The sequence below is a fragment of the Micrococcus sp. iso_229 genome (assembly GCF_058072725.1).
The window spans coordinates 551,314-576,844 of record NZ_CM176514.1 but is presented as its reverse complement, the minus strand read 5'-3'; the positions used below and the strand labels follow the sequence as shown (position 1 = coordinate 576,844).

Below are 25,531 nucleotides of genomic sequence, written 5' to 3'. Positions count from 1 at the left end.
TGAGTGGGGTGCGACGCATGGGCCTGACACACACCGTCCGACCTAGGATGGACCCGACGCCGACCACCTGACCGAGGAGTTGACTCACTCGTGGCCCTCCATGTCGGGCTCTACAGTCCCTGGAGTACCGACGACCCCCGGGCATGGTCCGGTGTCGTGGCACCCATGGCAGCCGCGCTCCGTGAGCGATTCGCCGTGACCGTGTTCCCTCCGGTCACTCAGCCGGATGCACCCGGCGAGCGGCTCCGCACCCGCCTCCGCGGCATGAGGGGACGGCGCAGTCTCCCCACGCACACCATGGCGACCGCTCGGCTTCGCAGCGCAGCTCTGGCGAATCAGATCCGCACCCACACCGGGAAACCCTTGGATGCCCTGGTGGCCATCGCCGCGTCGACCGATGTGCTCTCCCTCCCCCACGATCTGCCCCTCGTCCAGGTCACGGATGCCACGTTCCCCGCCATCTGCGGGTTTTACCCGATCGCGACCGGCCTCGACCGTCGCAATGAGCGAGAAGGGCTACGCGTCGAACAGGCGGGCGCCGCTGTAACGGACCACTTCCTGGCCGCTTCGGACTGGGCCGCCCGCAGTCTGATCGGGGACGCAGGCGTCTCACCCCGTCGGGTGACCGTCGCCCCCTTCGGCCCCGCCACTCCCGCGTCGAATGCACCCCGCCCGCGGTCGCCGGGTTCCCCGTTGCGAGTCCTGGCTGTCATCGCCGATTGGGAGCGCAAGCGTGGAGACGACGTTGTCCTCGCCGTGGAGCAGGCCCGACAGAGCCGGGAGATCGGACTGACCATCGTTGGCCGTACCCCGGAAGGCCTCCCCCCGTGGGTGGACACCCCAGGCGTGGTAGACCGGTCGGTCCTCGTCGAGCTTTACAGGGAGCACGATGTCCTCCTAGACCTCGCCCTGGCCAACGCGGCCGGCGTGGTCATGACCGACGCCCTGGTCTCGGGGCTGCCCGTCATCGCCACGCGCGTAGGGGGTGTGGAGACCATCGTCCTGGAAGGACTCACCGGATGGCTCGTCGCCCCGGGCGAGGCCGTCGACCAGACCGCGCGTCTGCTCCGGGAGATCTCGCAGGCAACCGTGGCGCGCGCCTCCGAAGCGGCCATCCGAGACGGCCGGGCGCGGCTGAACTGGCAGGCATGGGCAGACGCAGCGGAACAGGCGGCCCATTCCGCCCTCGAAGCGCGCAGAGGTCCTGGGCCCTCCGCCTCGACCAAGCGAAAAGCCGTCATGCTCACACCCGTTCTTCCTTCGTCGACCCGCCAGGAGTCAGCGGGCGAGCACCTGGTGCACGCCATTGCCGAGGTGGTAGGCGACAGCGCCGACCTGACGATGGTCACGACCGATGGCCCGGCCAACCGTCGCGCTCTCGCCCGCGGAGTCCCCTTCTCCCATCGGATGCTTTCCCCTGCGGCAGACCGCCGCGGCCGCCTGGAACGCCTGCTCGCAGTGGCCCCGTCGCTGAGCCGCGCCGCCCTCTCACGGGTTCGAGACCTGGTGGCAGAGGCCGATGTCATCGACCTGCAGTGGGAGGAGACCGCCATCCTGCTGGGTGCCATTCGCCGCATCAATCCCAACGCGCGCGTCGTCGTGACCCTGCACGACGTCCTCTCCCAACGGTTCGGGCGGCAGCGGAAGCTCCAGACGAGCACCCCACGCCGAGCAGCGTGGGCGCTCCGGCGTGTCGCCGCCCTCCACCTCGAGGGCCGGATCGCTCGACACGCCGACGATGTCGTGGTCCTCAGCCAGAAGGACGCCGATCTCCTGCCCCGCCGGGGCATGCACGCACGGGTGCATGTGGTGCCCCCCGCGATCTCCGGCCACGTGCGCGCTGAAGCACCCTCCTCTACGAACCCGCTGCTCCTGTTCGTGGGCTACATGGCCCGTTGGGAGAACGAAGACGCGATGCACTGGTTCGTCACAGAGATCCTCCCCGAAGTACGCAAAGCGCATCCGAACGCACGGGTCGCCGTCGCGGGCGGCGGGCTCCGCGATCACGTCGTGGCAGAACTCGAAGCCAACGCCGTTGAGGTTCTGGGCTTCGTGGACGACCTCGAGCCTCTGTATGCAGAAGCCGCCGTGGTGGTGGTCCCCCTCCGCTACGGCGCCGGCGTGAAATTCAAGGTGGTGGAGGCACTCATCCGCGGAGTGCCCACGGTGACGACCACCGTGGGAAACGAGGGCATCCACCCCGCCGACGCCGCGTTCGTGGCTGATGACCCACGGGCCTTCGCGGCGTCCGTCAGCCGGGTGCTCCGGGATCCTGACGCCGCCAATGACCATGCTCGCCGGACAGCCCATGCCGTGGCCGAGGAATACGGGGAACAGCGCTTCCGCGCCCGCCTCCAGGAGGTCTACCGATGAAACCCACCGTCAGCGTCATCATCCCCTGCTACAACGCCGCGGCCTGGATCGGCCGGCAGATCACGGCCGTACTCGCCCAGTTGGGCCCCGAAGACGAGCTGGTGCTGGTGGACAATCTCTCGACAGACGCCACTCCCGCTCTGCTCGCGGAGGCTGCCGCGGCTGATCCCCGGGCACGTGTGGTCACTGCCGCCGAGCGTCAGGGCGTCAATCATGCCCGCAACGTGGGTCTCGCCGAGGCTCGAGGCGACGTCCTCCTGATCTGCGACGCAGATGACAGGATTCACGCAGGCTGGGTAGAGGCCTTCCGTTCCGCCTTCTCGGGCAGTGGGGTCGCGGGCGGTGCCGCCATCCCCGTTGATGGCAACGGCCGGCGTGTGGGGGAAGATCTGGGTCTCCACCACGTTTTCGGCGGTCCTCCTTACCCGCTCGGAGCGAACATGGCCATGACCCGTGACGTGTTCGACGCCGTCGGTGGTTTCGACGAGTCATTTCGAGGGGGACACGACGAGGCGGATTTCGCGTGGCGCGCCGCAGACGCCGGATTTCCCACCTGTTTCGTCCCCGAAGCGCGCATCGACTATCTGCAGCGTTCGGATGTCCGAGGGGTGGTCACCCAGCGCCGCAACTACGCCCGGACCGCCATCCAGTTGTGGACCCGCCATCCTCACCTAGTCGATCCTCTCGGAGTGAGCCTGCGAGGCGCAGTCCAGGGCGCTCTCACGGGTCTCCCCAAGTGGGGGCGGGTCCTCCGCGGATCCGCGACTCTCGAAGATGGTGCCGAGTGGGGATGGAAGCTGGGCACACTCGAAGGTCATCTGCGCTACCGCGTTTTGGGGCGGCCTCCCGCACCTCTCATCACTCACGCCGAGACGAACCCCGGTGGCCGGGGCATGCCTCCCGCTGTTTCCCGCGAGTGAGCAGCCCGCGGCAAGATTGCCCACGTCCGCCGGCCCGTGAGGCCGCCGCTGGCGAGGGTCCCGATCAGTGGGCTTCCCATGCCCTTCGCGCCTGCCAAGCACTGCCCACCATCTCCACGAGGCTGTGCCGGTTCTCCCAGCCGAGGTCCCGCGCCGCAGATGATCCATCAGCGACGATTCGAGCGGGGTCGCCCGGGCGGCGTGGATGGACGGCCGGTTCAAAACCACGGCCGGTGACACTGCCGACGGCGTCCATGATCTGTCGAACTGAAGTCCCATCACCGGATCCGAGGTTATAGACCGGCGCCAGCTCAACCCCCGCCATCAATGCCTGCGCCGCAGCGACGTGCGCACGGGCGACATCCACGACGTGCACGTAGTCGCGGACGCACGTGCCGTCAGGCGTGGGATAGTCCGCGCCGAAGATCTGAGGCACCTCGCCCCGCTCTAAGGCCGTGAAGACGAGCGGGAAAAGGTTGTGGGGGCTCAGGTCAACAATCCCGTCAGTCCCGCTCCCCACCACGTTGAAATAACGCAGGCTTGTGTGGTGTAGGCCCGTGGCGACCGCCTGGGCGGCGATCATCACCTCTCCGATCAACTTGGACTCGCCGTACGGCGATTCCGGCGAGGGGGCCGTCTGCTCCGTCACTACAGGAACGTCTGGCGTGCCGTAGACGGCCGCAGAGGAGGAGAAGACGATTCGGCGCACGTTGCACGCCTCCATCGCTTCGAGCACACTCAGTGTTCCCTGAACATTGTTCCGATACGTGCGGAGAGGTTCTTGTACGGACACCCCCGCATACTTGAAACCCGCCACATGCACGACACCGCTCACTGCATGCTCTCGCAGAACGTGAGAGAGTGCCTCGGTGTCCAAGACGCTCGTCCTGATCAGCGGAACGTCGTCTGGAACGAACCGAGCACGACCCGTCGATAGGTCATCCACAACGACAACAGGAATGCCAGCCGCATGAAAGGCGTGCACCACGTGCCCGCCGATGTATCCAGCACCGCCGGTGACCATCCAGGACATGTTCCCCACATCTTTCTCAACGGAACTCCAGCATCACCGACGCCCTGACCTCTGTCTACGACTTCAGGGGCGGCGATCGATTTCAGACACTCTGCCAGTAAAGTCGGCCCCATGAAGGGCATCATCCTCGCCGGCGGCACCGGCTCCCGCCTGCACCCCATCACCCACGGCATCTCTAAGCAGCTCGTACCGGTCTACGACAAGCCGATGATCTACTACCCGCTCTCCACGCTGATCTTGGCGGGGATCAGAGACATCCTGGTGATCACCACCCCGCACGACGCGCAGCAGTTCCAGCGGCTCCTGGGCGACGGCTCCCAGTTCGGGGTCTCGCTCAGCTACGTCCAGCAGCCCTCCCCGGACGGCCTCGCACAGGCGTTCATCCTCGGGGAGGACCACATCGGCGCCGAGCATGTCGCGCTCGTGCTGGGAGACAACATCTTCTACGGCCCCGGCATGGGACAGCAGCTGCGCCGTCACACCCAGGTCGACGGCGCCACTGTGTTCGGCTACTGGGTGGCGGACCCCAGCGCCTACGGCGTGGTGGAGTTCAACGAGCACGGCAAGGCGGTCTCCCTCGAGGAGAAGCCTGCCCAGCCGAAGTCCAACTTCGCGGTGCCGGGCCTGTACTTCTACGACAACGACGTCGTCGAGATCGCGAAGGGCCTCAAGCCGTCGGCACGCGGTGAACTCGAGATCACCGACGTCAACCGGACCTATCTTGAACGCGGCACCCTCAACGTGGAGGTCCTGCCCCGCGGCACCGCCTGGCTGGACACAGGCACGTTCCACGACCTGAATGATGCGTCCAACTTCATCCGCACCATTGAGTCCCGCCAGGGCCTCAAGGTCGGCTCCCCTGAGGAGGTCGCCTGGCGCCAGGGCCTGCTCACCGACGACGAGCTGCGCCAGCGCGCTGAGCCGCTCGTGAAGTCGGGGTACGGTCAATACCTGCTCGGCTTGGTCGACCGAGCAGACCCCACCGGCCCCGCGTCCCACTGAGCGTCCCCGCCCTACCTGGCCCTCCTTCCGACGAGGCGTGAGTTGAACCCTCGGATCTCCATCATGATCCGCACATTCAATGACGACCCTGCCCATCTGCGCCAGGTGATCGCCTCAGCTGCTGCCCGAGGAGACCATGTCGTATACGACGAGTCCACGCAGGCCGACCTACTCGAGTTCCCAGGGACGACAGAGAAGGCGCACCAAGTCATCCACCAGCCAAACGGCGGATCGTCCTCGGCCTGGAACGCTGGGATCACTCGTGCCGCAATCGGCTACGTCTCCACTTTGGTCGCGATGACCGGATAGCCTCTCAGTTTCGTAGTGGAAGATACGCGTGTTCTCCCTAGAGGCGACCTTCCTCCGTCTGATAGGGATGCGCGCCCTCCACCTCGAATACCGCTTCTCTACACACAAGTAACAGGGCCGGTTCCGCCCCCTCGTCCATGGGAGGGGCCTGGCGAGCAGGACTGTGCAGTAGCTGCGCTAAACACCGAGGCCGTGAGCTCCTGCCCTGGCGGAATCCGCGCTACGTCTCCGGTCACCCAGGTTAAGATTCAACGCATGGAGTCCAACCTGCACGCTCCTTCGCCGATTGAAAGCCGTATTGGGATCGTCATCCCGGTATACAACACAGGGTCATTAGCGCTCAGGGCCGCCCGGAGCGCCCGAGTCGCCCTCGGCAACGCCGAGAACGTCATCGTCGTTGATGACGGGAGCAATGATTCAGACACCCTCGCTGCCCTCGACTCTCTCCGTGAGGAGGGCTTCCGTGTCATTCGACAGCCCAACGGCGGGGTCAGTTCAGCCCGCAATACGGGCATTCAGCAGTTGGCAACGCCTTACATCATTGCCCTAGACAGCGACGATGAAGTCACACCCGAAGCGCCCCGTGCGATGGGTGAGATCCTGGACCGACACAATGACGTCGCCATTGTCACGGGAGGCGCATTCGAAGTGATCAATGGTGCGGAGTATCTGTGCCCTCCCCCGGACGGTCCTGTCACCCGTAGCGCTATGCGCGAGGCCACACTCCTAGCCATGGCTTCTATGTTCCGGCGCTCCGACTGGAAAGCCGTGGAGGGCTTTCCAGAAGGCCTCTCCATGGGCGAGGACTGGGTTTTTTGGATGCGCCTTCTCCGAACTGGCGGGACGGTCGAAATCCTCGGTGCTCCCATCGCACGTCGGAACCTAGGCGAACACCAGGTGACGCGGGGCTATATTGATCCACGGCAGACGGCGCGGGCCGCTGCGCTGGTACGTAGTGAAAACTCCGACCTCTATGCTGGCCAGGAGATTGAACTCATCGAGCGCCTAAATGAGGCGGAGATGCAATTGGCCGCCTATCGCCACACCTACCGTCATATAGACCGATTCAAGGCCAGCATCCGGCGCGGCCTCGAACGATATTAAGTCATTCCGACAATGCCTGAATTTCTACCCGTCCAGCTCAAAGGAGCGATATGTCCACGGTCAGTGTCATCATTCCCTGCCACCGCGAGGGGGGCTCCTCCGTGAAGCCGTGGACTCAGCCCTCCACCAGACGCATCCCGGAACAGATGTCATCGTGGTGGCAGACGGAGTGAGCGATCCGGACACGCAGCGCATCCTGGACGAGGTCTCCGCGCATGAGAGGGTTCAGGCACTCCATAAGGAAAAGGGTGGCGTCTCATCGGCGCGGAACATGGGCATCCGCACTTCTCAGGCTGACTTTCTCATATTCCTAGACGGTGACGACCACATCGACCCGACCTTCGCCGAAGCGGGTCTGAATATCTTCCGAGAACACCCAGAAGCGTATATTGCCGGCGGCCAGACATTAATGTTTGGCACTATCAATGGCCTTTAATGCCCCGAGTTCAATCTCGGACATTTCCTGAATGAAAGCGTGCTTCAAGTTGGTCAGATGGTGCGCCGCAAAGATGCCATCTGCGTGGGCGGCTTCAATGAGTCACTCCGCCGCTATGAGGATCAGGACTTCTTCATGAAGATCCTGGCCCTTGCCCCGGACCCCCACCGCGCTGTGGTCCAGCTTCCTCATCCGCTTTACTACTATCGAAAGCACCCTCAGTCCGAGACCGCTTCCGGGGATTACACCACGGACCTCCAGTGCCAGGCCAAAGTTTTCCGCAACAATGCCCAGTTCATCGCGCATCATGCGGAGGAATTCATTGAGTGGCGTGTAGGTAAAGTGTCTCTCCTGAACCACTTTCGGCGCCGATACAGCCGCGTGGAAAACCAGATCGCCCGCCTCGGGGGGCCGTTCGCCGTCTCCGGGCCGACCACTGACGCCGCGCAGTGCATTCCCTATTCTTCAAGACGTGATCCGCCCCATTTCCGCACTGATCCGCCGCCCGAACGCTGCCTCAGAGAACCGCTCGGCGTGGGCCTGCATCGCGTCCCGGTCCCAGCGGGCTTCCAGGGCGCGGCACACGCCGCCAGCCACCGCCTCCACCGTCGGTTCCTCCACGAACACGCCGTTGACGCCCTCCACGATGGTGTCCAGGTAGCCGCCGGCGCGCAGCGCCACAGTGGGCACGCCCCACGCGCTCGCCTCGAGCGGCGTGATGCCGAAGTCCTCGTGGCTCGCGGCGATCAGTGCCGTCGCGTGCGCGTACGCCCAGCGCAGCTGCGCGTCGGTGAGGTCCTGGCCGAACACCACGTCCTCCCCCGCCATCGCCCGCAGCCGAGCCTCCTCCGGGCCCTTGCCGACCACCACGAGCGGTCGCCCCGCGCGGGCCGCGGCCTCGATCGCCACGTCCACGTGCTTGTACGGCATGAGCCGAGCGACCGACAGCAGGAAGCCGGTCTCCGTCAGCCGTTCGGCACCGGGGATCGGCTCCTGCGGGCCGTCCGTGGTCACGGAGTGCGGCGGGAACACGAGGTCCACGCCGTCGAGCCCGTAGACGTCTTCGATCCGCTCCTTCACCACCGTGGAGTTGGCCACATAGCGCGATCGGCGCCGGACGGCCGCGCGGTCCCATGTGCGCAGGCCCGGGCGCAGCACGCGGGCGATCCGGCCCTTGATGCTGTTCCGGCCGCTCTCACCCAAGTAGTCGTCCAGCAGGTACACCCAGCGCGCCGGGGTGTGGCAGTAGACGAGCGTGGCGCCCTCGTAGCGAAAGCCGTGGGCCCAGCCGGACGTGGAGACGACGGCGACCGGCTCCTTCACGTGCATCAATGACGACGCAAACGGCAGCAGCGGCAGTGCTCTCCGCGGGTCCTTCCGCAGCGCTCCCACCCGGTTGAGGGGTGAGGTGATGATGTGCGCGTCCTTGAACTCCGGGAAGGTTCCCTCGGGGTCGTAGAACGTCGTGTAGATGGGTGCGTCCGGCCACATCCGGTGCAGGGCGAGCACCACCCGTTCCGCCCCGCCCTTCTGGGTGAGGTAGTCGTGGGCGATGGCGATCCGGCCGCGTGTCGTGTCGGTCATGGTGCTCCCCTCAGAACTGTCGGCGGGCGCGCCCCGGCCGGGTGCGTCCGGTCTCCGCGGCGGCTTCGACCTGCAAGGCGATCAGTTTGCGTGCGATCGGAGCCGGCAACACGGCGGCGGCACGTTCGACGACGGCGGAGCTGTACTGGATCGTGCGTTCCGTGCTCAGAGCAGCCACCGCCCGTACGGCGACGCCCCACGGCCCGCCCGGGGCACGGTCCCCGCCGAGTGCGTCCGCCCCGTGCTTGGCGATGAAGATCTGCCGGGCGGACCCGGAATGCAGAGCTCGGCGCGCCTTGGTGTAGGTGGTGACCGCTGCCGCGTGGTGACGGGTCTCCAGCTCCGGCCGGATCTTCACCGGGTACCCGGCCGCGTGGAGCCGGTAGCCGAAGTCCACGTCCTCCCACCCGTAGTGCCGGTAGTCCGGGTCGTAGCCACCGAGCTCCTCGTGGAGGGTGCGGGGGACGGACACGTTGCCGGCCCAGTGCCGCCACTGCTGCTCCGCCAGAAGGGCGTAGGCATGACGACGGTGCGTTTCGTCCTGGGCATCCCCGTAGACGCGCTGATAGGCCGAGTCTGGGAGGACGTTGGCCGTCAATCCGATCACGCCGCGCTGCCCGTCGTCGTGCGCGGCCACGTGATCCCGGATGTAGTGGGGCCCGGGCTCCAGGTCATCGTCGGAGCGGATGAGGATGCGGCCGGACGTCGCGTCGGCACCTGCGTTGAGCGCGGCGACCCGTCCGCGGTTCTCGCCGAAGACGGTCCAGCTCAGGTCCAGGCCCGGATGTTCTGCGGTCAACTGGGCGAGCACCGCTTCCGACCCGTCCACATCCCCGTCCACGACCACGTGGGCCTCGAATGACGGGGCGTCCTCCTGCGCGGCGAGGGCGCCGATCAGGCGCGGCAGCCGCTGCGCGCCGCCCCGGCTGGGGACGATCACGCTGGCCTCGGGTATCAGGGGCGTCTCGGTCATGAGTCCTCCACCGGGATCATAGGGACAGGTCATCCAGGAGCTCGGCGACGGCGGCGCGGCCGGCCTCGGGTGAGAACAGCGACTCCCAGCGGCGCCGCTGGGCGTGGGCCACCGCGCCCAGATCGACCGCGCGCACGGCCCGCAGGCAGTCCGCGAGCGCGGAAGCGTCCCGCTGCGGAACAACGAAGGGGTGATCGCTGCCGACCACCTCGGGAACGGCCCCGGCATCGGAGGCCACCACCGGAACGCCCGCGGCCATCGCCTCCGCCGCCACGAGGCCGAATGACTCCGCCGCGTGCGACGGCACGGCCAGCACGTCCACGGAGGTGAGGAACTGGGCGGTGTCCTGCCAGCCGAGCACCTGGACGTCCTCACCGGCTGCCTTCAGGGCGGTGGCGAGCCGCTCGGCCTCGTCCTCCGCCACGAACCGGCTCTCCCCCGCGACGCGGAACACGAAAGCACCCGGGTCGGTCTTCCGCAGCAGCGAGGCGGCCTCGAGCAGGGTGACGATGCCCTTGTCCTCGGACAGCCGGCCCAGGAAGCCCACGGTCACCGGATCATCGGCACCGCGGGCCGGACGTGTCTGCGGCGCCGTGGGGGCCGGAACCCAGTTGTGGAGTACGCGTGCCCCGCGGATCCGGTCCGCGGCGAACCGGGACGGCACGAGGACCGCGAGCGCACCGGGGCGCGCCAGGGCGGAGAACACGCGCAGAAGCGGCTTCTGGGGCACCTGGTGCAGGTGCACGATCCGGCGCGGCCGGCCGGCCAGCGCCGTCGCCGGCAGCAGCCCGTTGCACCACGCGACGTCGTCCTCGCCTCGGCCACGGTCCCAGGCCCGGAGTGCGCGCAGGTACCCCAGGCGTCCGGGCCCACCCACGCGGACCACGTCGAAGCCGTCCGCGGCCAGGCGATCGGCGGTCTCGGCCGGGTGGGCCGGGGCCACGACGCCCACGTCCCGATCCAGCTCGCGCAAGGCCGTGGCGAGGTGGTGCAGCATCACCTCGCCGCCGCCCACCTCGCCCTGGTTCGCCAGGATCCAGATGCGTCCGGTCATCGGACCGACCCCAGGGATCGGGGATGTCCGGTCCGCGCGTCCACGACGGAGCGGACGCGGGTCAGCCCCCGCTTGGCCGCGCGGCCAAGGCGCTCCTCGCCGTACTTCTGCAGGGCCCAGGCGAGCACGGAGACCACGGCCAAGGCCACGAGCATGGCCATGTTCCGGCCCACATACGGCCATAGAGCATGGATGACCAGATAGCCGGGAATGACGTGGATGATGTACAAGGAGTAGCTGATCCGGCCGTAGAACTGGAGGGGCAGCGTTGTGAGGAGCCAGGTGTTTCGTCGGAGGGCCACTACAGTGAACAACGTTGCTGCTGCGAGCACCCAGAACCCGAGGGTCACGTCGCGCAAGACGAACGGACTCACGACAGCCGATGCAAAGGCTGCGGCCACCGCTCGTCGGTGGCGACCCGTCTCCCGTGCCAAGAACACCACCATGCCCAGGACGAACATCGGCGCGTACTCGGCAACAGTGATGTTGTTGACGAGCTTGACCCACGTGGGGTCCCCCGCTGGGCGTGGCGCTGCGGCTTGTGAAGTCACGGCCACCACCGTCCAGGACAACACAGACCAACCCAGACATGCCCACAGGACGAGACGGTCCGACAACCGGCAACGGCTGAGGATGAGGAGGGTCAAGACAAGTGCGTAGAACTGCATCTCGACCGCCAGCGTCCAGTACACATCGACCACATCGTCGACGAGCAACCATCGTTGCACCATCGTGAGATTGATGAAGATCTGCCCCGGACTCAGCGAGTACCCCGGCACCGGAACGAGGGCGAGGATCACGACGGCGAATGCAAGCGAGAGCCAGTACGGCGGGTACAGCCGCGCCATTCGGGAGATGACGAAATCGCTGGGACGCGAGGCACGGCGCGCGGTCATGAGGATCACGAAACCGCTGATCATGAAAAACAGCTGGACCCCCGTGCCACCCCAGACGAAGTCATGAAAAGCCGGGGGATCGTCGCGGTAGTGGAAATTGTGCGTCCCACCGAAGTGCGAGAACACCACGGCCAGCGCCGCGATCCCTCGAAGACCGTCGAGCTCCCGGAACCGGGGCCCCGGCACTCGCTTCTCGGCCGGGGCCACCGAGGCCGCCCCCGGCTCGTTCGGGCTTGCCGCGGTCATCGGCTACCCGCCTTCCCCACCCGGCGCCCGAGCACCTCGAGGGTCGCCTCGGCGGTGGCTCGGGCCATGGTCTCCACATCGCCCACGCGCACCTCGCCCGGGCCCTCGACCGCGGCACGCATGACGGCGTCGGCGATGGCCGCCGGCGCGGTCTCGTGGACGAGGTGCTCGGGCGGCAGGATCTCCCCGTTGCCGCCCACGTCCGTGGCGACGGCGGGCAGGCCGGCCGCGGCGGCGTCGAGCAGGGTGTAGCTGAGGTTCTCCCACGCGGAGAGCTGCACCAGCACGTCGTGCTCGGCCATGGTGCCCCACGGCTCCACGAAGCCGGGCAGGTCGACCGCATCCGCGACACCGAGGGCCTCCGCCTGGGCGCGCAGCTGCCCCTCCAGCGGACCCGAGCCGGCCAGCGTCAACCGCGTCCCGGGGTCGCGCTCCAGCAGAGCGGGCAACGCGGCGATCAGCCGGTCGAGATTCTTCTCGGGGGCCAGCCGGGACAGGGACAGGATGCGCAGCCCCTCCCCCGGTGCGCGCCGCTGCCCCACGGCCGCGGCGCGCACCGCGGGCACGTCCACGCCGTTGCGCACCACGGTGAGGGGCGCCCCCGCACCCCATTTGCGTCGGAGCACGTCCGCGGTGGACTGCGCCACCGCGATCACGAGGTCCGTGCCGCGCAGCCGGGCCCGGTGCGCGGTGTTCTTCACCCGGGCCGCGGCGGCGCGGTTGTACAGCTGGTCGTCCGGGGCGATCCCGTGCTCGGTGCTGAGCAGCGCCGGTACACCGGCCCGCCGAAGGGCCCGCTCCGCGCCCAGTGCAGTGAAGGCCGCGAGGTCGGCGTAGGCCAGATGCGTGTGGACCGCGGCCGGGCGCAGGGTGCGCACCGCCGTGCGGAGCGTGCGCACCGAGGCGGCCAGGCCGGCGTCGGGGCCGACGTCCCCGGTGAACACCGCCGCGCCCTGCTCGCGCAGGCGCTCGGCGAGCGGCCCCTCGGGGCAGAGCACCGCCAGACGCAGACCGGGCAGGCCCACGCGCGCGACGTCGAGGACGTGCCGCGCCACGCCGCCGAGGTCGGCGACGGGCACCACCCAGAGCGTCAGTGGGGCCGGGGCGGGCGTCGTCACGTCCGGGATCACAGCCACTGCTCCAGGCGGTCCAGGGCCGTCCAGAAGCCCTCGCCGTTGTTGATGTGGCCCTGCCAGATCTCCGGGATGAAGCTCACCCCGGGGGCCAGGAGGTCCAGCTGTTCGCACAGCACGGGCCAGTCGACGTCGCCCTCGCCGATCTGCGGACCCTCCCCGTCCACACCGACGGCGTCCACGAGATGCAGGTGGATGGTGTGCGGGGCCAGCTTCTCCACCATCTCCGAGAAGGGGATGCCCAGGAACGTGGCCGAGAGCTTGGAGTGGGAGGTGTCCAGGCACAGGGGCACCCCCGTGGCCTCCACGAATGCCACGGTGTCGTCCGGGTCCATGAAGAGGTTGTGGTACTGCTGACCGCCCATCAGCCACGGGAACGGCGGCAGCGTCTGCGCGGCGATCCGGATGCCGGAGGTGTCCAAGCGCTGCACGGCCTCGGCGATGCGCTCGTACTTCGGCAGCCGCTCCTCCGGGCGGATGTGCCGGTCCAGGGTGAACCCGCCCATGGTGATGACCATGATGGGTGCCTCCTCGGACGGGAACCAGCGCTTCAGGTCCCGGGTGATGTCGATCGTGCGCTGCACCTCGGCGATCGAGCGCTCCCACACGGCGTCGTCGTCGCTGGCCAGGTCCACGAGGAAGTCGCCGGAGAAGATGTCCGGCAGGTGGGTGGTGAAGCCCATCGGCAGGGGCTCGGTGAACACCGAGTCGATGTCGATCTCGAGGTCCTTGTAGGAGAAGTGGAACTCCAGGAAGTCCGGGGTGCAGTCCTTCGTCAGCGCCGCGACGTCGTGGTAGCGCACCGGCAGGCCCCAGGGGCGCCGGAACTCGAACTGGCGCCCGGTGGGCACCGTGTCCGTGAGGTCGCCGGCGAAGAAGAAGTCGCCCTCGGCCATCTCGCGGTGCAGCGTGCGGCCGACCAGGCGCGGCAGCTCGTTGGGCTGCAGGCCGCGGCCCGGGGACTTCACGGTCACGTCGTCGGCGGTGATCGTGGCGCCGGCCCGCAGCGGACGGGCCGCCACCAGGGACTTGGCCAGGTTGATGCGGTTCATCGCCTCGCCCGTGGAGACCACGCGCTCGGTCCCGACGCCGATCGACTCCTCGATGTCCCGGGTCTGCCGGACCAGCTGCGCGAACTCCTCCGGCAGCAGGGAGACCTTGTGGTCGTTGCCCTCGAGCCCGCGGTCCACGGTGAAGTGCTTCTCGATGATCGCGGCGCCCCGGGCCACCGCGGCCAGGGCCACGTGGAAGCCGCGCTCGTGGCCCGAGTAGCCCACCGGCGTCTGCGCGATCTCCGCGAGCCGGTCCAGGTAGGCCAGGTTCACGTCCTTGTAGGGGGCGGGGTAGGTGGACTGGGCGTGCAGCATCGCGAAGGGGACGCCGAAGGAGCGCACGAGGGCCGTCGACTCGCGGATCTCCTCCTCCCGGGACATGCCGGTGGAGAGCACCATCGGCAGGCCGGAGGCGGCCGCGTCCCGGAGCAGACCGTGGTTCGTCAGGTCCGCCGAGGCGATCTTCACGCCGTCCACCGGGTACGCGCGCAGCACCCGCATGGACGGGGCGTCCCACGGGGTGCACATCAGGGCGACGCCGGCCTCCCGGACGTGGTCGAACACCCGCACCATGTCCTCGGCGGAGAGCGAGAACTTGGCCAGCTCGTCCAGGGTGCGCTGGGCCCCCAGGTCCTCGCCGGCGGTGGCCGCACCGGACTGCCGGTACAGGGCGTCCATGTCCCGCAGCTGGAACTTCACGGCGTCCGCGCCCGCCTCGACGGCCAGGTCCACGAGACGGCGGGCCAGGTCCACATCGCCCTGGTGGTTGTTGCCGATCTCCGCGATCAGGAACGCCGGGTGGCCCTCCCCGATCCGGTGCCCGCCGATCCGCAGCTCTGCCTCCCGGTTGATCGCCAGGGCCGTCAGACGGCCGCGCTCGTCCAGCAGCGGAAGGTGCAGCGCCCCGGCGGGCAGGGCCTCACGCATCTCGGCCGGGGTGGCGCCCAGGGGCGCCGTCGCCGGGTCGCGATGGGCGACGTCGGCCGTGGCCACGTCCAGCGACGCCTCCGGATGCGCCACCAGCCAGCGGCGCACGTCCCCGTCCGTCAGCGAGCCGACGAGGAAGCCGTGAGAGTCCACCACGAACACGGTGCGCTCGCGGTTGTCGGTCATCTTCTGCAGGGCGACCAGGAGCGAGTCCTCGGGGAAGACGAGGTAGGGGGTGAGCCGGCGTTCGATGATCACAGCGTGCCTCCGGGGGTGCGGTTCGGGCCGGTGGTGGGGCTCTCGGCGGTGTGCGGGGCACCGAGGCCGGAGCGGTGCTGGAGCACCTTGTGGACCGCCAGGTACTGGTCCATCTGCTGCTCGGCGAGGGCGAAGTCCAGCTCGGTGTCGATGTCCACGCCCTCGAGGTCGTCGAGCTCCAGCAGGCCGATCCGGCCGCCGAGCCGGTTGTGCAGCCGGTCGTAGACCCAGGGGCGCGTCACGTAGAGGGACCCGTTCTCGCGGAACCGCAGGTCGGCGCGCGACATGTCCTGCCGGCGCTTGCGCGCCGTGACGTCGAAGTCCGGGATCGGGCCCGCGCCGGGGTCCTCGGCGTGGCGCCACAGGAACGGGGACACCGGGACGACGCCGACCAGGGAGTCCACCCCCGTGTCCCGGAACTGCCGCACGGCGCGGTCCAGGGTGCCGGGCAGGCGCAGCGGGCTGGTGGCCTGGAGCAGCATCACGCCCTCGGGTTCGACGCCGGCCGCGCGCTCGGCCGCGAGCACGTGCTCGATCACGGGCTCGGTGGGGGTCGAGTCCTGCGCCAGGTGGGCCGGGCGCAGGCCCGGGACGTCCGCGCCGTAGCGGAGGGCGACCTCGGCAATCTCGGCCGAGTCCGTGGAGACCACCACATGCAGGTCCTCCTCCGCCTCGAGGGCGGCCTGGATGGTCCAGGCCACGAGTGGGTGGCCGCCCAGGAGGCGGATGTTCTTGCCGGGCAGCCCCCGGGACCCGCCGCGCACGGGGATGACGCACAGGATGCTCACGCGGACTCCTCTCCAAAAATGGCACGGGCGATGGACCGCGCAGGCTCGATCCCGGGGCGGACGGGGGCAGGGGTGCGCTCGGGCTGGTCGCCGGCCGAACACCCGAGCGCCCATGGCGCCATGCCGTAACGCTCCCAGAACTCGCTGAGCCAGGCTGGAGGGGCGGCGTGGTACACCCAGCCGCCGCGTCCCTGGGCTGCCGCTTCGAGGACACCCGTCGAGAACAGTGCGACGACGTCGGCTCCCAGCTCGGGCAGAGGACGCCCGCTGGTCTCGAAGCGGGTGCCTCCGCGTTGCATGAGGCGGTGGATGGCTCGGCTCAGCATGTCCCGTTCCGAAGGATGCGGACGATAGAGCACTTGAGGCTCGGCACGAAGGAACGCGAGCGTCTGCTGAGTGGCGGGCCACCGGCCCAGCTCTCGCCCGTGGAGCTGCCCCAAGAACACCGTCGGACCCGGCTGGACGGCTGGCAAATAGGGGTCCGCGGCTTCCCACAGCATCTGGGAGCCCACCACCCTGACGGTCCGCCCCGGACGGCCACCGGTCCAAAAGGCCCCGTCCTCGTGCGAGAACGCGTACAGCGTCACCTCGTCAGGCAGAGGCGGCGCGAACGGTGTGAGCAGGCCGTGTTGCACGACGACGTATTCCACGCCCCGTGCCGCGGCCCACTCCAGGGCCAGCTCCCCGGCCCGCAGGTAGTGGCCAAGCGACAGCACCGTCCCGACCGTGCCGTCGAGGGCGGACAGGTCGTCAGCGGAGGTGATCGGCCCGTCCTCGACGGGATCTCCGAGCACAGCCTGGACCGCAGGGACCAGGTGCGGAGGGCACAGGACCGCCACGTTGACACGCGGCCCCAACGCCACCGGGCGCAGCCCGGCCGCGATGCCGGAAAGCGTCGCGGAGTCGAGGGCGGCGAGCACCGTCGGCGCCGTTCCGTAGAGAAGGAGACGAAGGGCGCGGTCTGCTGGACGGCCGCGACCGCGCACTGCAGCGACGGATCGCCGAAGCGCGGAGGGCCGTGCCCACCGGCGCCAGTCCGCGAGGGAATCGGGATGGTTCAGGCCCACAGCGCTTCCACCTCCCGCATCCGGTGCACGAGGGTGTGTTCGGCCAGGGCCCGGCGTCGCCCTGCTTCGGCGATGCCGCGGGCCCACGCCGGTTCGCGGATCGCCCGCTCCGCGTGCTCGGCCAATTCGTCGCCATCGGCGAACACCAGGACTTCTCTGCCCGGCTCGAAGTGCACGTCGACGTCCGCGCGGTCCACCAACTGGAGGGCGCCCACTCCACACGCTTCGAAGGTGCGCATCGTGAAGCCGTCCTGGTGACCGTGAATATTGACGGTGGCCTCGCTGCCGGCCATCACCCCGTATGCCTCGTCACGCGCCAAGGTGCGTCCCGCAGGAACACCCGGAGGTCGCCAGTGACGCGACGCGAGTATATCCGCGGGATGCCTGGACCAATCCCGCCCATAGGCGCGCACAGGGATGCCAGCGGCGACGAGACCGGCCAGCAGGACTTCGCGTTGCGGGTAACGGGCCCCGATGAATGTCACAGCACCGGTCGGGCGCCGGTCGAACGCCAGCAGCGAGTCGTGGCCCAGCGGCAGGTGACGCACCGTATCCGCCGTCCCCGCCAGCGACGCCGCGTCGGCCGCACTGTAGGTGGCGACGACGGGCATCGCGGCAAGCTGTTCGCGCGTATAGGCCATGCGGTCGATCTCGTCGTAGAGCCAAGTCACCCGAGGCCCGTTCCACCGGTCTACGGCAGCCCACCAATCGTCTCCCAGACGATCGCCCTTCACCACCAGGAGGGCCTCCGGGCGTTCACGATTCAGAACCGCCGCCGCACGCCGGCCCTCCCGGCCCGCCCAGCGTGCGGTCCACCTCCCCGGCAGGTCGTGCAGAGCCTTGTTGCGGACGCGCTCCGCCAGAGTGTCTGCCGCGTCGTACGCGTGCACGGAGACGCCATGGCCCAGGTGTTCCAGGGCGGCACCCATGGCGGCCAGATAGCCGTGGAATCGAGGCCCGACGATGAGGACGCGCATGCTCAACTCTCCGTGAGCCCGCGCTCGGTCAGCTCTTCCAGCGCACGGTCCCACAGCCGCGGATCAGCGGCCTCCAAGTCCCATGAATGGGAGATGAAGTCCGCGACAGCCTCCTGGGAGGTCAGGCGTGGGCGCGGCATGCCCAGGCTCCACGCGTGTGTCATGTCCGCGCATGCATGGTCGATGTCACCTGCCCGGTGGACCTCCACATGGGTGATCTCGACCGCTGTACCGCGGCCCGCAGCTCGCGCGGTCTCGGCCAGTTCGTCCAGATCCATACGGACCCCTGTGCCGACGTTGGCGATCACGGGCTCTCCGCGGCGGGGGGCTTCTAGCGCCCAGACGATGGCCGCGGCGACGTCCGACACATGCACGAAGTCCCGCGTCGCCGTGCCGTCCCCGTAGACGGTGAGCGGCAGCCCCGCCTTGAGGCGGGCTAGGAACGCCGCCAGCACACCGGTGTAGGGGTTGTGGAGCGCCTGCCCCAAACCAACGACGTTCTGCGGGCGCAGAATGGTGAGGCGGCCGTCCGCGAGGGCGGTGCGGGCAATCTCCTCGGCCTCGGACTTGGTCTCCCCGTACACGGAGAGGGGCGCGTGCGGCTGGTCTTCGCCCGAGGGCACGAACAGGCCGTCCGGGCCGAAATCCCTGCCGTCCGAGGACGCCATCGGCGACGTGGCCACGAGGCCCTCGCCGTACACGGCGCGAGAGCTCATGAACACGAGAGGAACTCCTCGCGAGGCGGCGAACTCGGCTGCGAGCCGCGTCCCCTCCACATTGACGCGTCGGTAGCGGTCCTGCTCGTACATCGACTGAGCCGTCCCGGTCTCTGCGGCCAGGTGGATGACACCTCCGACCTCCGGCAGATCTGCCCAGGACGTCGGATCGCTCACGTCGCGGCGCAGGACGTCCCCGGGGAACCGCGCGGCCGCCCCTCCAGGATCGGCGTGCACCTGCTGCTCGAGTGTGTCAAGCGCGACCACCTCGTCGTCGCGTCGCGTCAGCGCCCGAGCCACGTACTGACCGATGAAACCCGCCCCACCGGTGATGAGGTACTTCGTCATGACTGTTGCTCTTCTCTGTTCACTGGGGTGTGGTCGACGCCGTCCTTGAGGATTCTCGCGGGGACACCCGCGGCGACCGCTCCGGCAGGGACATCCTTCGTGACGACGGAGCCTGCGCCCACGACCGCACCGTCGCCGATCGTCACCCCGCCGAGGACGATGGCGTGCTGACCCACAAACACGTCCCGCCCGATCACGATCGGCCCCCCGTTGGTGACGGCCATCCCTTCCACGGGGTCATGGCCCCCTGCGCCCACGAACACCCCGTCCGCGAGCATCGCCCTGGCCCCGACGACGACCCGATCGACGCCGTGGATGTGAACACCGTGGCCGCAGTAGACGCCATCACCGATCTCGACGGATCCGTCACCCTCGGCCTCGAGCCAGATCCCACCGTAGAGGGCGCAGTCCGATCCGACCGAGATCCGGTCGGCCCCTCTGACCTTTAACGGCGCAACCATCACGCTGCCCCGACCCCAGTCGCGAAACGCTCGGCGGTACAGCGTTGCAGACAGCACCTGCCCGCGTTTCCATGCGAGCCGGGGCGGCAACTCTACGAGGCGAGAGGCGAATGTCATCGGTGGCTTCCCTTCCAGACCAACGCGTGCTCGTCCCGGAGCACGGCACGGGCATCCACGTCCACACCCCGGGCCTGCCGGAGCGCATTCACGGCGAAGTTCGCCCCGGTGGCCGCGGTGAGCGCGGCCTTGAGGACCCGGGGGTGACCGAACTTCCGGGCGTAGCGGTACCGGGAGTCCACCAGCCAGCCGCGCCGGCGCAGCGGATCGGAGGATCCGCCGGATGCGTGCGGCACACGGACGGCCGGCACTACGATCGACGGTACGCCACGCTCGCGCAGGCGGCGCTGCAGGTCGACCTCCTCGGAATTCATGAAGTACTCCTCGTCGAACCCGCCGACGGCGCGGACGTGTGCCATCGGCAGGAGCAGCACGGCGCCCATCACCCAGTCGGCCGCCACGGGCGAGACGGACCGGGCCGCCGCGACGTCGTGCCCCACGGCCTCGTGGAGCACGTCCAGGTGACGGAAGCGGGCCAGCGGGGTCAGCCACTCGACGGTCTGATGCAGGACCGTGGGGAAGTGCCGGCCGGACCACTGCGGCGTGCCGTCCTCGTTGACGACCTGCGGGCTGACCACAGCCGGCTGGTACGGAGCGGCCGCGGCCACCAGCGCGTCGATCTGCGCCCCGGTGATCTCGGCGTCCGAGTTGAGGACCAGGGCCAGCTCGGTGGTGACCGCGGCCAGGCCGGTGTTCACGTTCGCCCCGAACCCGCCGTTGGACTCGCGGCGCACCACGGTCAGACGCGGATCGTGCGCCTCGGGGTATGGGGTGGGCGAGGCGTCGTCCGAGACCACGACGGCGGCCAGCGCGTCTCCGGGATCGGTCAGCAGGCGGTCGACGAGGGCGAGGGTGGGGGCCGGATCGCCGTAATGCGGGATCACCACGGTGACGGCCGTCGCGGTCGACTGCACTGCCATGCGGGCTCCTCCCTCAGCTCGGATGGACGGCGCACTCAGCGCCCGAGAACCTGTGTCGAGTATAGGGACGGACTGGCGAGGACCCGCGCCAGCCGGTGGGGCGGCCCCGTGGCCGTCCGCACGGCTCTCAGTACACTGACCGGGCAGCCACGGGATGGAAGGGGTGAGCCATGCCCGGCACCCACGGGGAGGACGAAGCCATGCACGAGACCACCGCGTTGCGCATCGGCACCGGTCTCGATGCCGTGACGGTCAGCGGCCTCACGGGTGACGAGCGGGCGGAGGTCATCGCGTCCTGGGCCCGATGCGGTGTGGAGGCCGTGGAGCCGCCCACCGACCCGGATGCGCACCGCGACGCCGACACCGCGCGTCCGTGGCTGCAGTGGCACGAGGACCTGGTGTTCCTGGCGACCTCACGGGCGATCGAGTCCGCCCGCGGCACCCACCTGCTGTTCCATGCCGCGTGCCTGGCCGCGCCGGACACCGGGGCGGCGATGGTCCTGGTGGCGGCGTCCGGGACGGGCAAGACGACGGCCACGCGCCGGCTGGGACCCCATTTCGCCTACCTCACCGACGAGACGGCGATCATCGACCCGGACGGCCTGGCCGTCACGCCCTACCCCAAGCCGCTGTCCGTGCTGGGGGCACGGGGGGTGCGGCCGAAGACCCAACGGGGCCCGGACGACCTGGGTCTCGGCCCGACCCTCCCCACCGCCCGCCTGGCCCGGATCGCCGTGCTGGACCGCGTGCGGGATCCGGAGGGTCCGGTGCCGCCGCGGGCGGAGGCCATGGAGCTTGTGGCCGCGCTCGAGGCGCTCGTCCCCCAGACGTCCTCTCTCTCCCGACTCCCCCGGGGCCTCGTGACGCTCTGCCGCGTCCTCGACGCGGCCGGCGGTGCCCAACGCCTCGTCTACGCCGAAGCCGAGGACCTGCGGGGCGTCATTGACGGCCTGCTGGCGGCCTCGCCCACGCCCGTCACCCCCGCCTGGGAGGCGCTCACCGAGGAAGAGCTTGCGGCCTCGGTCGGCCCGGCGAGCCCGGGCGCGGTGGCCCGCTGCGCCGTCGACGACGGCATCCTGACCGACAGCGGCCGCCTGGTCCTGCTCGTCTCCGAACGGCTGGTCGTGCTCGACGGTGTGGGCCCGACCGTCTGGCTCCTGCTGGACGAGCCGCGGACAGCCGCCGACGTGGTGGCCCATCTCCGCGCCGAAGGGCCCGTGCCCGAGGACGCTGAGGCCCGGGTGCGGGAGGCGATGGACGCCCTGATCGCCGTGCAGCTGGCCAGGGCCGGCTGAGTCGGCACGGCCCGTCGTCGGCCGTCGCCCACGGCACCCGGCGCCTCAGGAGATCAGTGCCCGCCCCAGTGCGTGGGCGGCCAGACGGTCACGAAGACCTCCCCCACGATGTCCTCGCGGGTGACGAAGCGGGCGCAGTCCCCGGCCTGGTCGGCGGGGATGCCGCGGCACGCGATCACGGAGTCGGCTGAGTTCGAGCGGTGGTCGCCGAGCACGAGCATCGAGTCCTCCGGCACGGTGACCGGGCCGAAGCAGCGCGCGGACATCACCTCGGACTCGCAGTCCAGCTCGTCCCGGATGAACGGCAGGTCATTGTGGATGTAGGGCTCGTCCAAGGGCTCCCCGTCCACGGTCACGGCGCCCTCGGCGGTGCAGCACTCCACGGTCTGCCCCGCGGTGCCGATCACGCGCTTGACCAGCGCCTGCTCGTGCGAGCGGCCGATGCCGGTGAGGTCGCCGAACGTGCGGACGGCGTTCTCCACGGCCCCCTCGGGCGACGCGGGGGTCGCCCAGTCCTCGTTCGCCGTGAAGACCACCACGTCCTGGGAGTCGGCCATCCCATCCGGGTAGGCGGTGCGGTTGACCAGCATGCGGTCCCCCACCTCAAGGGTGTTCTCCATCGAGCCGGACGGCACCGAGTACACCTTCACCCACAGGGCCTGCACCACGGCGACGACCGCGATGGCGACCACCACGTTCAGCAGCAGGGAGGCCCAGAACGGCAGGCGCGGACGGCGAGGCTGCCCCGCGGCGCCCGCCCCGCCGTCGACGTCGTCCCCGGGGACCGGCTCGAGGCGCTCGGCCATGGTCAGGCGACGCCGTCGAACAGGCTGGTGACCGAGCCGTCCTCGAAGACCTCGCGGATCGCGCGGGCGATCAGCGGGGCGATCGAGAGCACCGTGAGGGTCTCGAAGCGCTTCTCCTCCGGGATCGGCAGGGTGTTGGTCACCACGACCTCGCGGGCGCCGCACTCGGCGAGCCGCTGGGCGGCCGGGTCCGAGAACACCGCGTGCGTGGCGGCGATGATGACGTCCTTCGCGCCGGCATCCTTGAGGATCTGCACGGCGCCGGCGATCGTGCCGCCCGTGTCGATCATGTCGTCGATCAGCACGCAGACGCGGCCCTCGACGTCCCCGACCACGGTCTTGGACTCGGCCTTGTTCGGAACGGTGAGGTCCCGGCTCTTGTGCACGAAGCCCAGCGGCACGCCGCCCAGGCGGTCCGCCCACTGCTCCGCCACGCGCACGCGACCGGTGTCCGGGGAGACGACCGTGACCTCTTCGCCCTCCACGCTGGAGCGGATGTGGTCCGCCAGCAGCGGGATGGCGAACAGGTGGTCCACCGGGCCGTCGAAGAAGCCCTGGATCTGGGCGGTGTGCAGGTCCACGCTCATCACACGGGAGGCGCCGGCGGTCTTGTACAGGTCCGCGACGAGACGGGCCGAGATCGGCTCGCGGCCGCGGCCCTTCTTGTCCTGGCGGGCGTACGGGTAGAACGGCGAGACCACCGTGATGCGGCGGGCGGAGGCGCGCTTCATGGAGTCCACCATGATCAGCTGCTCCATGAGGTGGTTGTTCAGCGGCGCCGGGTGCGACTGGATGATGAACACGTCCTTGCCGCGCACCGACTCGCCCGAGCGCACGTAGATCTCGCCGTTGGCGAAGTCGTAGGCACTCATGGGGAGCAGTTCGGTGCCCAGCTCCTCGGCGATCTCCTGCGCGAGCTCGGGGTGGGCGCGGCCCGTGGCCAGCACCAGTCGCTTGTCCTCGCTGCGGCTCAGCTCCGTCATGACGTCCTCAACATCCTTCGTCGTCTCGCGTTCCAGGACCGACAGCGGTGGGCGCCCGGCGTCGGCGTCGGCCGCCCGTGGCGGCCCGGTCCTCGCACCCATCCTAGGGTGCGAGGGATCAGCCCTCGGCGTCCGCGACGGTCGCCCCGGCCGCCTCCGCGGCCTGCGCGGACGTGCTGCCGGGGCGCTTGGCGGGCACCCAGCCCTCGATGGTGCGCTGCGCCACGGCGTTCAGCGCCAGGGCGCCGGCCGGGACGTCGTCGCGGACCACCGCGCCGGCACCGGTGTAGGCGCCGTCGCCCACCGAGACCGGGGCCGTGAACACCGTGTTCGAACCGGTGCGCACGTGCGCGCCGATCACGGTGCGGTGCTTGGCGACGCCGTCGTAGTTGGCGGTGATGTTGCCGCAGCCGATGTTGGTGTACTCGCCGATCTCGGCGTCCCCGGCGTAGCCCAGGTGGGAGAGCTTGGCGCCGCGGCCCACGATCACGTTCTTGGTCTCGTAGAACGCGCCGATCTTGCCGTCCTCCCCCAGCACCGTGCCCGGGCGCAGGTAGGTGAACGGGCCGACGGTCGCGCCCGCGCCGATCACGGCCTCCGTGGCGTCGGTGCGCTTCACCACGGCACCCTCCCCCACCTGCGTGTCCGTGAGGGTGGAGTCCGGGCCGACGACGGCGCCCGTGGCCACCGACGTCGCCCCGTGCAGCTGGGTGCCGGGCTTGAGCGTGATGTCCGAGGCGAGGGAGACGGTGACGTCCACCCACGTGGAGGACGGGTCGACGACCGTGACACCCTCCTTCATCCAGCCGCGCAGGACGCGGTCGTTGAGCTGGCGGCCCAGGTCGGAGAGCTGCCGGCGGTCGTTGGCGCCCTCGACCTCCCACACGTCGTCCGTGCCCACCGAGGCGACGCGGCCGCCCTCGGCGCGGGCCATGCCGAGCACGTCCGTGAGGTACTTCTCACCCTGCACGTTGTCCGTGGAGATCTCCGGCAGGGTGCGGCGCAGCAGGGCGGCGTCGAAGGCGTAGATGCCGGAGTTGACCTCGCGGATCGCCACGAAGGAGTCGTCCCCCGTGGACTCGGCGTGGGCGAGGGCGTCCTTGTGCTCCATGATCCGCTCCACGAGGCCCTCGGCGTCGCGGACGATGCGGCCGTACCCCGTGGCGTCCTCGAGGGTGGCGGTGAGCACGGTGACGGCGTTGCCGTCCGCCTCGTGGTCCGCGACGAGGCGGGCGAGGGTCTCCGGGGTCAGCAGCGGGACGTCGCCGTAGGTCACCACGACGGTGCCCTCGAGGTCCGCGGGCAGGGCGGCCAGGCCCAGCTCGACGGCGCGGCCGGTGCCCGGCACGTCGTCCTGGTCGGCGATCGCCAGCGCGTCGATGCCCAGCTGCGACGCCACCGTCTCGATGTGCTCGGCCACGCGGGCCCGCTCGTGCCGGACCACGGCCACGAGGTGCTCCGGCGCGAGCGACCAGGCCGCCGCGAGCGCGTGGCCCACGAGCGAGCGCCCCCCGATCGCATGCATGATCTTCGGCGTCGTCGACTTCATGCGGGTGCCCTGGCCCGCGGCCAGGACGATCACGGCGGAGGGACGGGCGGACGGCTGGGACATGAGGGCTCCTGCACCGGTGGGGGTCAGAGGACGGGGGTTCCGCCCCTAGGATTCGAACCTAGACCGCACGGCTCCAAAGGCCGGCGTGCTGCCATTACACCAGGGCGGAGCGCCGGACCCCAGGGGGCGGCGACGACGGCC

General features: G+C 69.6%; 23 protein-coding genes and 1 tRNA gene. 6 read left to right on the top strand and 18 right to left on the bottom strand.

Translation table 11 applies throughout. The annotated features are described in order from the left end of the window. The first annotated feature begins 375 nt into the window (after nt 1–375). On the top strand, nt 376–2,373 hold the full coding sequence (locus AC3RKA_RS02695) for a glycosyltransferase (protein ID WP_489727456.1): 1,998 nt from the start codon (nt 376–378) through the stop codon (nt 2,371–2,373). Next, entirely contained in the window at nt 2,370–3,293 is a 924-nt protein-coding gene (locus AC3RKA_RS02690; protein WP_080983873.1) for a glycosyltransferase family 2 protein, read from the top strand. The genes AC3RKA_RS02695 and AC3RKA_RS02690 overlap by 4 nt, the downstream gene beginning before the upstream one ends. 64 nt (nt 3,294–3,357) lie before the next feature. Here the strand turns inward: AC3RKA_RS02690 and galE are convergent, their stop codons facing one another. Continuing rightward, nucleotides 3,358–4,326, bottom strand: coding sequence for a UDP-glucose 4-epimerase GalE (gene galE / locus AC3RKA_RS02685; protein ID WP_489727455.1), 969 nt, complete (start codon nt 4,324–4,326; stop codon nt 3,358–3,360). Nucleotides 4,327–4,437: 111 nt separating this feature from the next. On the opposite strand from galE, the gene rfbA reads away from it, so the two are divergent. From rfbA to AC3RKA_RS02670, 3 genes are all read left to right on the top strand, one after another. Further along, complete coding sequence (gene rfbA / locus AC3RKA_RS02680; protein ID WP_049158841.1) at nt 4,438–5,328, top strand: glucose-1-phosphate thymidylyltransferase RfbA; 891 nt, start codon at nt 4,438–4,440, stop codon at nt 5,326–5,328. A gap of 564 nt (nt 5,329–5,892) precedes the next feature. After that, nucleotides 5,893–6,741 carry a glycosyltransferase family A protein gene (locus AC3RKA_RS02675; protein WP_049161686.1) on the top strand — a complete coding sequence of 283 codons (849 nt, stop codon included), beginning with the start codon at nt 5,893–5,895 and terminating at the stop codon, nt 6,739–6,741. Further along, nucleotides 6,737–7,177: a glycosyltransferase family A protein gene (locus AC3RKA_RS02670; RefSeq protein ID WP_080983978.1), complete on the top strand. Its 441-nt coding sequence runs from the start codon at nt 6,737–6,739 to the stop codon at nt 7,175–7,177. The genes AC3RKA_RS02675 and AC3RKA_RS02670 overlap by 5 nt, the downstream gene beginning before the upstream one ends. Before the next feature lie 102 nt (nt 7,178–7,279). On the opposite strand, the gene AC3RKA_RS02665 is transcribed toward AC3RKA_RS02670, so the two are convergent. The 13 genes from AC3RKA_RS02665 to AC3RKA_RS02605 form a co-directional block, all read right to left on the bottom strand. Further along, on the bottom strand, nt 7,280–7,486 hold the full coding sequence (locus AC3RKA_RS02665) for a hypothetical protein (protein ID WP_049161690.1): 207 nt from the start codon (nt 7,484–7,486) through the stop codon (nt 7,280–7,282). A gap of 156 nt (nt 7,487–7,642) precedes the next feature. Beyond that, nucleotides 7,643–8,761, bottom strand: coding sequence for a glycosyltransferase (locus tag AC3RKA_RS02660; RefSeq protein ID WP_489727454.1), 1,119 nt, complete (start codon nt 8,759–8,761; stop codon nt 7,643–7,645). A 10-nt stretch (nt 8,762–8,771) separates the two neighbouring features. Then, entirely contained in the window at nt 8,772–9,734 is a 963-nt protein-coding gene (locus tag AC3RKA_RS02655) for a glycosyltransferase family 2 protein (protein ID WP_049161694.1), read from the bottom strand. A gap of 16 nt (nt 9,735–9,750) precedes the next feature. Then, nucleotides 9,751–10,788, bottom strand: a complete 1,038-nt coding sequence (locus AC3RKA_RS02650; RefSeq protein ID WP_049161696.1) for a glycosyltransferase family 4 protein — start codon at nt 10,786–10,788, stop codon at nt 9,751–9,753. After that, on the bottom strand, nt 10,785–11,930 hold the full coding sequence (locus tag AC3RKA_RS02645; protein ID WP_049161697.1) for an acyltransferase family protein: 1,146 nt from the start codon (nt 11,928–11,930) through the stop codon (nt 10,785–10,787). Before AC3RKA_RS02645 ends, AC3RKA_RS02650 begins: the two co-directional genes overlap by 4 nt. After that, nucleotides 11,927–13,048, bottom strand: coding sequence for a glycosyltransferase (locus AC3RKA_RS02640; protein ID WP_239668504.1), 1,122 nt, complete (start codon nt 13,046–13,048; stop codon nt 11,927–11,929). Before AC3RKA_RS02640 ends, AC3RKA_RS02645 begins: the two co-directional genes overlap by 4 nt. Nucleotides 13,049–13,056: 8 nt before the next feature. Continuing rightward, entirely contained in the window at nt 13,057–15,300 is a 2,244-nt protein-coding gene (locus tag AC3RKA_RS02635) for an N-acetylneuraminate synthase family protein (protein ID WP_049161701.1), read from the bottom strand. Continuing rightward, complete coding sequence (locus AC3RKA_RS02630; RefSeq protein WP_049161704.1) at nt 15,297–16,088, bottom strand: acylneuraminate cytidylyltransferase family protein; 792 nt, start codon at nt 16,086–16,088, stop codon at nt 15,297–15,299. Before AC3RKA_RS02630 ends, AC3RKA_RS02635 begins: the two co-directional genes overlap by 4 nt. Next, entirely contained in the window at nt 16,085–17,008 is a 924-nt protein-coding gene (locus tag AC3RKA_RS02625) for a hypothetical protein (RefSeq protein WP_049161706.1), read from the bottom strand. The genes AC3RKA_RS02630 and AC3RKA_RS02625 overlap by 4 nt, the downstream gene beginning before the upstream one ends. Nucleotides 17,009–17,145: 137 nt before the next feature. Further along, nucleotides 17,146–18,132: a CgeB family protein gene (locus AC3RKA_RS02620; protein WP_049161707.1), complete on the bottom strand. Its 987-nt coding sequence runs from the start codon at nt 18,130–18,132 to the stop codon at nt 17,146–17,148. Between the two features lie 2 nt (nt 18,133–18,134). Further along, nucleotides 18,135–19,196 (bottom strand): NAD-dependent epimerase/dehydratase family protein, encoded by a 1,062-nt coding sequence (locus AC3RKA_RS02615; protein ID WP_489727453.1) that lies wholly within the window; start codon nt 19,194–19,196, stop codon nt 18,135–18,137. Then, nucleotides 19,193–19,774: an acyltransferase gene (locus AC3RKA_RS02610; protein WP_049161711.1), complete on the bottom strand. Its 582-nt coding sequence runs from the start codon at nt 19,772–19,774 to the stop codon at nt 19,193–19,195. The genes AC3RKA_RS02615 and AC3RKA_RS02610 overlap by 4 nt, the downstream gene beginning before the upstream one ends. Next, nucleotides 19,771–20,694, bottom strand: coding sequence for a glycosyltransferase family 2 protein (locus AC3RKA_RS02605; protein ID WP_049161713.1), 924 nt, complete (start codon nt 20,692–20,694; stop codon nt 19,771–19,773). The genes AC3RKA_RS02610 and AC3RKA_RS02605 overlap by 4 nt, the downstream gene beginning before the upstream one ends. Nucleotides 20,695–20,864: 170 nt before the next feature. Here AC3RKA_RS02605 and AC3RKA_RS02600 point away from each other — a divergent pair, with 170 nt between their 5' ends. Next, nucleotides 20,865–21,989 (top strand): PqqD family peptide modification chaperone, encoded by a 1,125-nt coding sequence (locus AC3RKA_RS02600; protein ID WP_489727452.1) that lies wholly within the window; start codon nt 20,865–20,867, stop codon nt 21,987–21,989. Between the two features lie 53 nt (nt 21,990–22,042). Here the strand turns inward: AC3RKA_RS02600 and lepB are convergent, their stop codons facing one another. The 4 genes from lepB to AC3RKA_RS02580 form a co-directional block, all read right to left on the bottom strand. Beyond that, a complete protein-coding gene (gene lepB, locus AC3RKA_RS02595; RefSeq protein WP_216879593.1) occupies nt 22,043–22,795 on the bottom strand; it encodes a signal peptidase I in 753 nt (250 codons plus the stop codon). 2 nt (nt 22,796–22,797) lie between these two features. Continuing rightward, entirely contained in the window at nt 22,798–23,778 is a 981-nt protein-coding gene (locus tag AC3RKA_RS02590; RefSeq protein WP_069941482.1) for a ribose-phosphate diphosphokinase, read from the bottom strand. A gap of 118 nt (nt 23,779–23,896) precedes the next feature. After that, a complete protein-coding gene (glmU, locus tag AC3RKA_RS02585) occupies nt 23,897–25,390 on the bottom strand; it encodes a bifunctional UDP-N-acetylglucosamine diphosphorylase/glucosamine-1-phosphate N-acetyltransferase GlmU (RefSeq protein WP_489727451.1) in 1,494 nt (497 codons plus the stop codon). Nucleotides 25,391–25,427: 37 nt separating this feature from the next. Then, nucleotides 25,428–25,499: transfer RNA gene (locus AC3RKA_RS02580), tRNA-Gln, on the bottom strand. Nucleotides 25,500–25,531 lie beyond the last annotated feature (32 nt).